This window comes from Bradyrhizobium sp. UBA2491 (assembly GCF_002341725.1).
In the GTDB taxonomy this organism is placed as follows: domain Bacteria; phylum Pseudomonadota; class Alphaproteobacteria; order Rhizobiales; family Xanthobacteraceae; genus Bradyrhizobium.
Genome location: NZ_DDOP01000030.1, coordinates 93,149 through 100,268, shown reverse-complemented (window position 1 = coordinate 100,268; position 7,120 = coordinate 93,149). Strand labels below are relative to the sequence as shown.

At 63.4% G+C, this 7,120-nt stretch carries 5 protein-coding genes; 2 read left to right on the top strand and 3 right to left on the bottom strand.

The genetic code is table 11. From position 1 onward, the window contains the following. Nucleotides 1–106: 106 nt before the first annotated feature. Nucleotides 107–2,722: an MMPL family transporter gene (locus tag B2W55_RS09105; RefSeq protein ID WP_024579448.1), complete on the bottom strand. Its 2,616-nt coding sequence runs from the start codon at nt 2,720–2,722 to the stop codon at nt 107–109. Nucleotides 2,723–3,174: 452 nt separating this feature from the next. On the opposite strand from B2W55_RS09105, the gene ispH reads away from it, so the two are divergent. Next, a complete protein-coding gene (gene ispH / locus B2W55_RS09100) occupies nt 3,175–4,101 on the top strand; it encodes a 4-hydroxy-3-methylbut-2-enyl diphosphate reductase (protein ID WP_024579447.1) in 927 nt (308 codons plus the stop codon). 45 nt (nt 4,102–4,146) lie between these two features. After that, nucleotides 4,147–5,316 (top strand): adenosyl-hopene transferase HpnH, encoded by a 1,170-nt coding sequence (gene hpnH / locus B2W55_RS09095; protein WP_024579446.1) that lies wholly within the window; start codon nt 4,147–4,149, stop codon nt 5,314–5,316. Between the two features lie 64 nt (nt 5,317–5,380). Here hpnH and B2W55_RS09090 read toward each other — a convergent pair whose 3' ends face one another. After that, nucleotides 5,381–6,280, bottom strand: coding sequence for a Rossmann-like and DUF2520 domain-containing protein (locus B2W55_RS09090; protein WP_024579445.1), 900 nt, complete (start codon nt 6,278–6,280; stop codon nt 5,381–5,383). Next, nucleotides 6,277–7,119: a class II aldolase/adducin family protein gene (locus B2W55_RS09085; RefSeq protein ID WP_024579444.1), complete on the bottom strand. Its 843-nt coding sequence runs from the start codon at nt 7,117–7,119 to the stop codon at nt 6,277–6,279. The genes B2W55_RS09090 and B2W55_RS09085 overlap by 4 nt, the downstream gene beginning before the upstream one ends. Nucleotide 7,120: the final 1 nt, after the last annotated feature.

Sequence of the window (7,120 nt, the reverse complement as noted above, 5' to 3'; positions counted from 1 at the left end):
ACCGGTATCCACTTCGCTCGAAAATGCTCTAGCGGGAGCCGGCCGGCCACTCCGGAGGCCGCTGCCCCCAGAGCCAAACCGAAATCGAAAGCGGATCGCCAGCGCGTCAGGTGACGTCGTTGGCGATATCCTCTTCCTTGATGGCCTCACGCGGCTTGCCCATCAGCGCCGGCTGGAACAGCAGCACCGCCGCGAGCGTGGTGACGAGCGAGAGCGCGAGCAGCTTGCCCATGCTCGCGGTGCCGGGATGGCTCGACAGCCACAGGCTGCCGAACGCGGTCGCCGTGGTCAGCGCACTGAAAAAGATCGCACGCGTCAGGCTTGACTGCAGCAGGTTCGTCCTGCCCTGGCGCCACGCCGTGACATAGTAGATCTTGAACGCCACGCCGACGCCGAGCAGCAGCGGCAACGCGACGATGTTGGCGAAGTTGAGCGGCAGCCTGATCAGCACGCAGATCTCCAGCGTGACGATGCCGGCCACCAGCAGCGGTACCAGCGTCATCAGCACGTCGACGATGCGGCGCAGCGTGAGCCACAACAGCAGGCTGATCGTGACCAGTGCCAGAATGCCGGCGTGGATGAACGCGTTGACGATGACATCGCCCGATTTCAGGATCGAGACCGGGCCGCCGATCGCGGTCGGCTCGGCGGCAAGCACGGCGTCGGCAAAGCGGCGCAGATTGTCGTTGTCGTTCGGGTCGCCCTTCGGCTCCGCCTCGACACGCATCAGGCCGTCCTTGGTCTTCCAGCTCGCGACCAGTTCCGGCGGCAGGTTCTGCAACGTGACGGTCTGCGCCTGCAACGTGTTCCTGAGCTGATTGAACACGATCTTCATCGGCGCAACGAAGACGTCCTGCGCCTTGTCGCGGGTCGCCTGGGTCGAATCGGCGAGCTTCTGCAGGGCATCGGCGAGCCTTCGCGCGGCAATCGCGCCCGGGCCCTTGTCGGCGCCTGCGGTCCTGCGCAAATTGTCGACCGAACTCTTCAACGACTCGACGTTCTCCTGATCCGACGGCGCCGGATCCACCGAGTCCGGGTTGAGCGCGGGGCCGAGCGTCTTGGCCGCCTGCGCGATCAGCTTCAGCTTGGCCGGCTGGTCGTCAGGCACGAAGCTGGCGAGCGACATCACGCGCGCGACTTCCGGCAGCTTCTCGAGCTTGGCCTCGATCTTCTTGGCGTCCTCTTCCGATCGCGTCATCACGTCGATGGCGTTGGCGCCGGTGTTCGGGTCCTTCCTCAGGTCGAGGAAGGTTGCGATCGATTCCGCATGCTTGTTGCGCAGATTGATCGGGTTGAAGTCGAACTTCATGTAGTGGAGCAGCGGCAAGCCCGCGACCGTGACCAGCAGCGTGCCGACAATGATCGGGACGCGATGCTTTTCGAGGAAGTGGTCGACCGGCGCAAGGAAGGCGTAGCCGACCGGCTCCTTCTCGCCGGGCGGATTGAGCAGATCGAGCAGCGCCGGCAGCACCGTGATGCTGGTGATGAACGCGATCAGCATGCCGGCACCGGCGATCTTGCCGAGCTCGGAAATGCCCTTGTAATCGGTCGGCAGGAAGCAAAGGAAGCCGGCGGCGGTCGCCATCGCGGCAAGCGACAGCGGCACGGCCGAGCGGCGCGCCGCGTTCTCCAGCGCCAGCGTCAGATTGTCGTTCTTGAACCGCTCGGATCGGTAGCGGACACTGAACTGGATGCCGAAGTCGACGCCGAGGCCGATGAACAGCACCGCAAAGGCGATCGAGAGCAGGTTCAGCGAGCCGACCATCATCAGGCCGACCGCCGTGGTGAGGGCAAGCCCGATGAACAGGTTCACGAACACGGCGAAGATGATCTTGCCGGAATGCAGCGCGAGCCAGAGGATGATCAGCACGATCACCACGGTGCCGATGCCGTTGGCGATCGCGCCGTCCTGCACGGTGGCATATTCCTCGTTGGCGATCGGCACCGGCCCGGTCAGGCGCACGCGAGCGTGATACTCGGTCGGGAATTTCAGATCGACGGCGGCCTGCCGGATCGCATCGGTGGCAGACTTGCCCGGCTCCAGCGCCGAATAGTCGATGATCGGCTTGACCTCGATGAAGGCGCGCTTGTCCGAATCGGTCAGCGGCTTGTCACTCGTCAGCTCGCGCCAGGAGAAGGTTGCATCGCCCTTGGCCAGAACCGTCTCGACGGTCTCGGAAATCAGGTTGAACGGCTGCACGGCGTTGTCGAGCTTGACCTGACCGCGCTTGACGCCGGCGAGACCGGTCTCGAGCGCGCCGGTCAATCCGCGAATCGAGGGATCGCCCGCCATGATCTCGACCAGCGGCGCGGCCGATTCGAGCTGCGCCGTGATCTTGCCGACCTCTTCGGTCGGCAGGAACAGCAAACCGTTCCGCTCGAAGAACTCGCCGGAGCCGAGCGCGGTGATCGCCTCGAAGTTCTTCTTGTCAGCCTGCAGCTTCGCGGTGAGTGCCTTGGCCGCCGAACTTGCGAGCTCGGGTGTCGCCGCTTCGACCACGGCCAGGATCAGCCGCTCGCGGTCGAATGCCTCCTCGAACTGGTTATCGCGCTTGCGCCAATCCAGATCCGGCGAGATCAGCTTGTTGATGTCGGTGTTGATCGAGAAGTTGCGGGCCGTATAGAAGGCGGCCCCGATCGACAGCAGCACGGAGAAAATGACAACCGGAAGGGCAAAACGCGTACACGTCCTAACAACGGAGACGACAATATTTGTCAGCACTTCGTTTCTTTCTAATCTCGGGGAAGCATGGCCGAAAACGCCCGCTCTGTAGCGGAGTTCCCGGGACCGATCTAATGTTGTTTTGGTTATCTTCCTCGACGGGCTGGCGAGGAGGTTCCAAACGACAGGATACGGCCACGAACGCCGGTATAGACCGCATGAGTGGGCGATAAAGTGACGAACAAGTGAGGGGACTTAGGGTCGCAGGGCCCCTCGTGATATACTATATTACCTCAAACGTCCCTCCCCGCAAACCGTAGAGCCTTTCTAGGCGCTACCTTTTTGCCACAAAACCCTGTATTTCCATGCCCTTGGGGACGCGGATCACCTGCAGGACCTGGGATGGTGCGGACATTGCAACCGATGTTGCAAGGCCCGACCGGGCGAAGTGCGTTGCCGAACGGCGGCAGGACATTGAACGAGGCTGGTGCAATTTGCGTAACGGACGTCCTATGGAAGTTTTCCTTGCTCAGCCGCGCGGCTTTTGCGCGGGCGTTGTGCGCGCGATCGAAATCGTCGAACGCGCGCTCGCGAAGTATGGCCCGCCGGTCTATGTCCGCCATGAGATCGTACACAACAAATACGTGGTCGAGAGCCTGAAGAAGAAGGGCGCGATCTTCGTCGAGGATTTGTCGGAAGTGCCGGCCAAGGCCGTGACCGTGTTCAGCGCCCATGGCGTCGCGCGAAGCGTCGAGGAGGAGGCTGCGGCACGCGACCTGCCCGTGCTCAATGCCACCTGCCCGCTCGTCACCAAGGTCCACAATCAGGGCAAACGCTATATCTCGAAGGGCCGCGCCCTGATCCTGATCGGGCATGCCGGCCATCCCGAGGTCGAAGGAACCATGGGACAGGTTCCGGGGCCGGTTCTGCTGGTCCAGGGCGTCGAGGATGTGGCGGAATTGCGGCTGCCGGTCGACACCCCGGTCGCCTATATCACCCAGACCACGTTGTCTGTGGACGACACCAAGGACATAATCGCGGCGCTTCAGGCCAGATTTACAGATATTCAAGGCCCGGACATCAGGGATATCTGCTATGCGACACAGAACCGCCAATCTGCGGTAAGGGACCTGAGCAAGCTGGTGGACGTCATTTTGGTGGTGGGGGCCGCCAATAGTTCCAACTCGAACAGGCTTCGTGAAATCGGCACCGAGGTCGGTGTCGCGAGTTACCTGATTGCCGATGGGAGCGAACTCAACCCGGACTGGCTGAAGGATGCGAAGGCCGTCGGCATCACTGCGGGCGCGTCGGCGCCTGAAGTTCTGGTCGACGATGTGATCGAGGCTCTGCGGCGGATCGGACCGGTTTCGGTCTCGGTCGTGCCGGGCCGAGAAGAGAATATCGAATTCCGGCTGCCAGCCGAACTGACTGCGGGCTGATCTGAACCCACTTCCCTTTGATAAGTGCAGAAAGAAAATCGTCTAATGGCTATACCGTTCTTCAAGGAAATGCGTATCGGCGGTTATCTGATCAAGCAAAAACTGCTTGGCCGCAAACGCTATCCGCTCGTGCTGATGCTCGAACCGCTGTTCCGTTGCAACCTCGCCTGCGTCGGTTGCGGCAAGATCGATTATCCCGACGCGATCCTCAACCGCCGCATGAGCGCGCAGGAGTGCTGGGACGCGGCCGATGAGTGCGGCGCGCCGATGGTGGCGATCCCCGGCGGCGAGCCGCTGATCCACAAGGAGATCGGTGAGATCGTGCGCGGCCTCGTGGAGCGCAAGAAGTTCGTCTCGCTGTGCACCAATGCGCTGCTGCTCGAGAAGAAGCTCGATCTGTTCGAGCCGTCGCCCTATCTGTTCTTCTCGGTGCATCTCGACGGCCTGAAGGACCATCACGACAAGGCGGTTTCGCAGAAGGGCGTGTTCGATCGCGCCGTCTCTGCGATCAAGGCGGCCAAGGCCCGCGGCTTCACCGTCAACGTCAACGCCACCATCTTCGACGGCCACCCGGCCGAGGAGATCGCGAAGTTTCTCGACTTCACCACCGAGCTCGGCGTCGGCGTCTCGATGTCGCCCGGTTATGCCTATGAGCGTGCGCCCGACCAGGAGCACTTCCTCAACCGCACCAAGACCAAGAAGCTGTTCCGCGACGTCTTTGCGCTCGGCAAGGGCAAGAAGTGGAATTTCATGCATTCCGGACTCTTCTTGGACTTCCTCGCCGGCAACCAGGAATACGAGTGCACGCCGTGGGGCATGCCGGCGCGCAACATCTTCGGCTGGCAGAAGCCGTGCTATCTGCTCGGTGAAGGCTACGCCAAGACCTTCAAGGAGCTGATGGACACCACCGATTGGGAAACCTACGGCACCGGCAAGTACGAGAAGTGCGCCGACTGTATGGCCCATTGCGGCTACGAGCCGACCGCGGCGACCGCTGCGATCAACAATCCGCTGAAGGCGATGTGGGTCGCGCTGCGCGGCATCAAGACGACGGGCCCGATGGCGCCGGAGATCGACATGTCGAAGCAGCGGCCGGCCCAGTACATCTTCTCGCAGCAGGTGCAGAAGAAGCTTTCGGAGATCCGCCGCGACGAGGCGATCGCCGCCGAGCAGAAGAAGGCCGCGGCAGCCCAGAAGGCATCGACCGCCGCATAGGCCGCGCCGTCAGGACATCAAGGACAAGGGCCCGATCGCGATGCGACCGGGCCTTTTGTTTTCATTATGCCGGAACGCGGCTGTCAGCGGATCGCAGCAGCAATTTCTCGATCTCCGCTGCGCGCGGCGCGCTGAGCGTGCCGCGTTCGATCCCGAGCGGGACGTTGCGCAGCGCCAGTTCGCGGTACAGCGCGCCCGACGACGGAAAGCGGCCGTCCAATGCCGCAAGATGCTTGACGATCGTGCCAACGTCGCCGCGCGCCACGCAGCCGCCCATGCCGTTGGCCAGTCCGCCGTCGAGCACGGCCGCGACCGTGCCTCGCAACAGCGGCATCATGGCACGCAGCGCATCGGCTTCGCTGGCGCCAAAACTCTTCCAGAGCTCGACGCCCTCCTTGAGCAGCGCGATCAGGAACGGGCCGACGTAATAGGCCGAGGCATGGTAGAGCGCCCGCACGCCGGCCGGCAGCGCCAGCGGCTCGCATCCGATGCTGGCCGCAAGCCGTTCCAGATCGCGGCGGAAGCCGGGCTCGGCCTCGATGCCGACGGTGCAGCCGCGCAATCCCTCCAGCGCGACGTCGGGATTTGCGAACATCTGCATCGGATGAAATCCGCCGGTCGCCGCACCTGCGGATTTCGCATGATCCAGCGCGGCCAGCTCGGTCGCGCCGCTGCAATGGACCACGCGATGCCGCGGCTCCCAGCGCAAGGCACGGCAGACCGGCAGGATCGCGTCGTCACTGACCGTGAGGAAAACCATGTCGCAGCCGTCGACGACCTGCTGCGCATCCGCCATCGGCCGTGCCGACGGCACGCGGGAGCCGAGTTGCGCCGCGGCGTCGGGACCGCGGTTGTAAAAGGCCGCGACATTTAGGCCCGCACGGGTGAACGCGGGCGCGAGCGTCTGCGCCACGCGACCGGCCCCGATGAAGCCGATCCGCAACGCCGCGAGCGACGGGCTCATTGCGCATAGCTCCCGTCGATGCGGTCGAGCCTGCGCCGCAGCGCCGGCCATTCCAGCAGGCCGTAACCGGCTTGCAGATTTTGCGCCGCCTCATTCAGCACCGGATTGGTGTCGCGCTCATTGTCGAGCGTGATCTCGGTGCCGGCAAAGCAGGTCACCGTGTTGTCGATCGCGAGTTCGGTCGGCGCGTGCAGCGGCCGGCCGCAGCCGAGCGCATCGACCTGGATCCGGCACGCCTGCTCGAGCCAGTAGATCGCGTTGAACGCCTGCGGGATCGTGTTGCCGCAGACCAGCAGGCCATGATTGCGCAACACCAGCACGTTGTTGCGGCCGAGATCGGCGACCACGCGATCGCATTCGTCGCGATCGATCGCCGGCCCTTCGAAGTCGTGATAGCCGATCCGGCCGTGAAACCGCATCGCGGTTTGCGACAGCGGCAGCAGCCCTTCGGCAAGCGTGCTGACCGCGGTGCCTGCCCTGGTATGGGTATGCAGAACGCACTTCACGTCGGGGCGCGCGCGATGGATCGGGGCGTGCAGGTAAAATCCGGCGACGTTGACATTGTAGCCATGGTCGGGCTGCAGCAAGGTGCGGCCCTCGATATCGATCTTGACGAGGCTCGACGCGGTGATTTCCTCGTACAGCATGCCATAGGGATTGATTAGATACTGGTCGTCATGCCCCGGCACCTGCGCGCTGATATGATTGTAGATCAGGTCGGTCATTCCATAGAGCGCGACCAGGCGATAGCACGCGGCGAGGTCGACCCGGGTCGCCCATTCCACTTCGCCCACCGCGGCCCTGATATCGCCGACCGCACAAACTTCGCTCTGACGCATG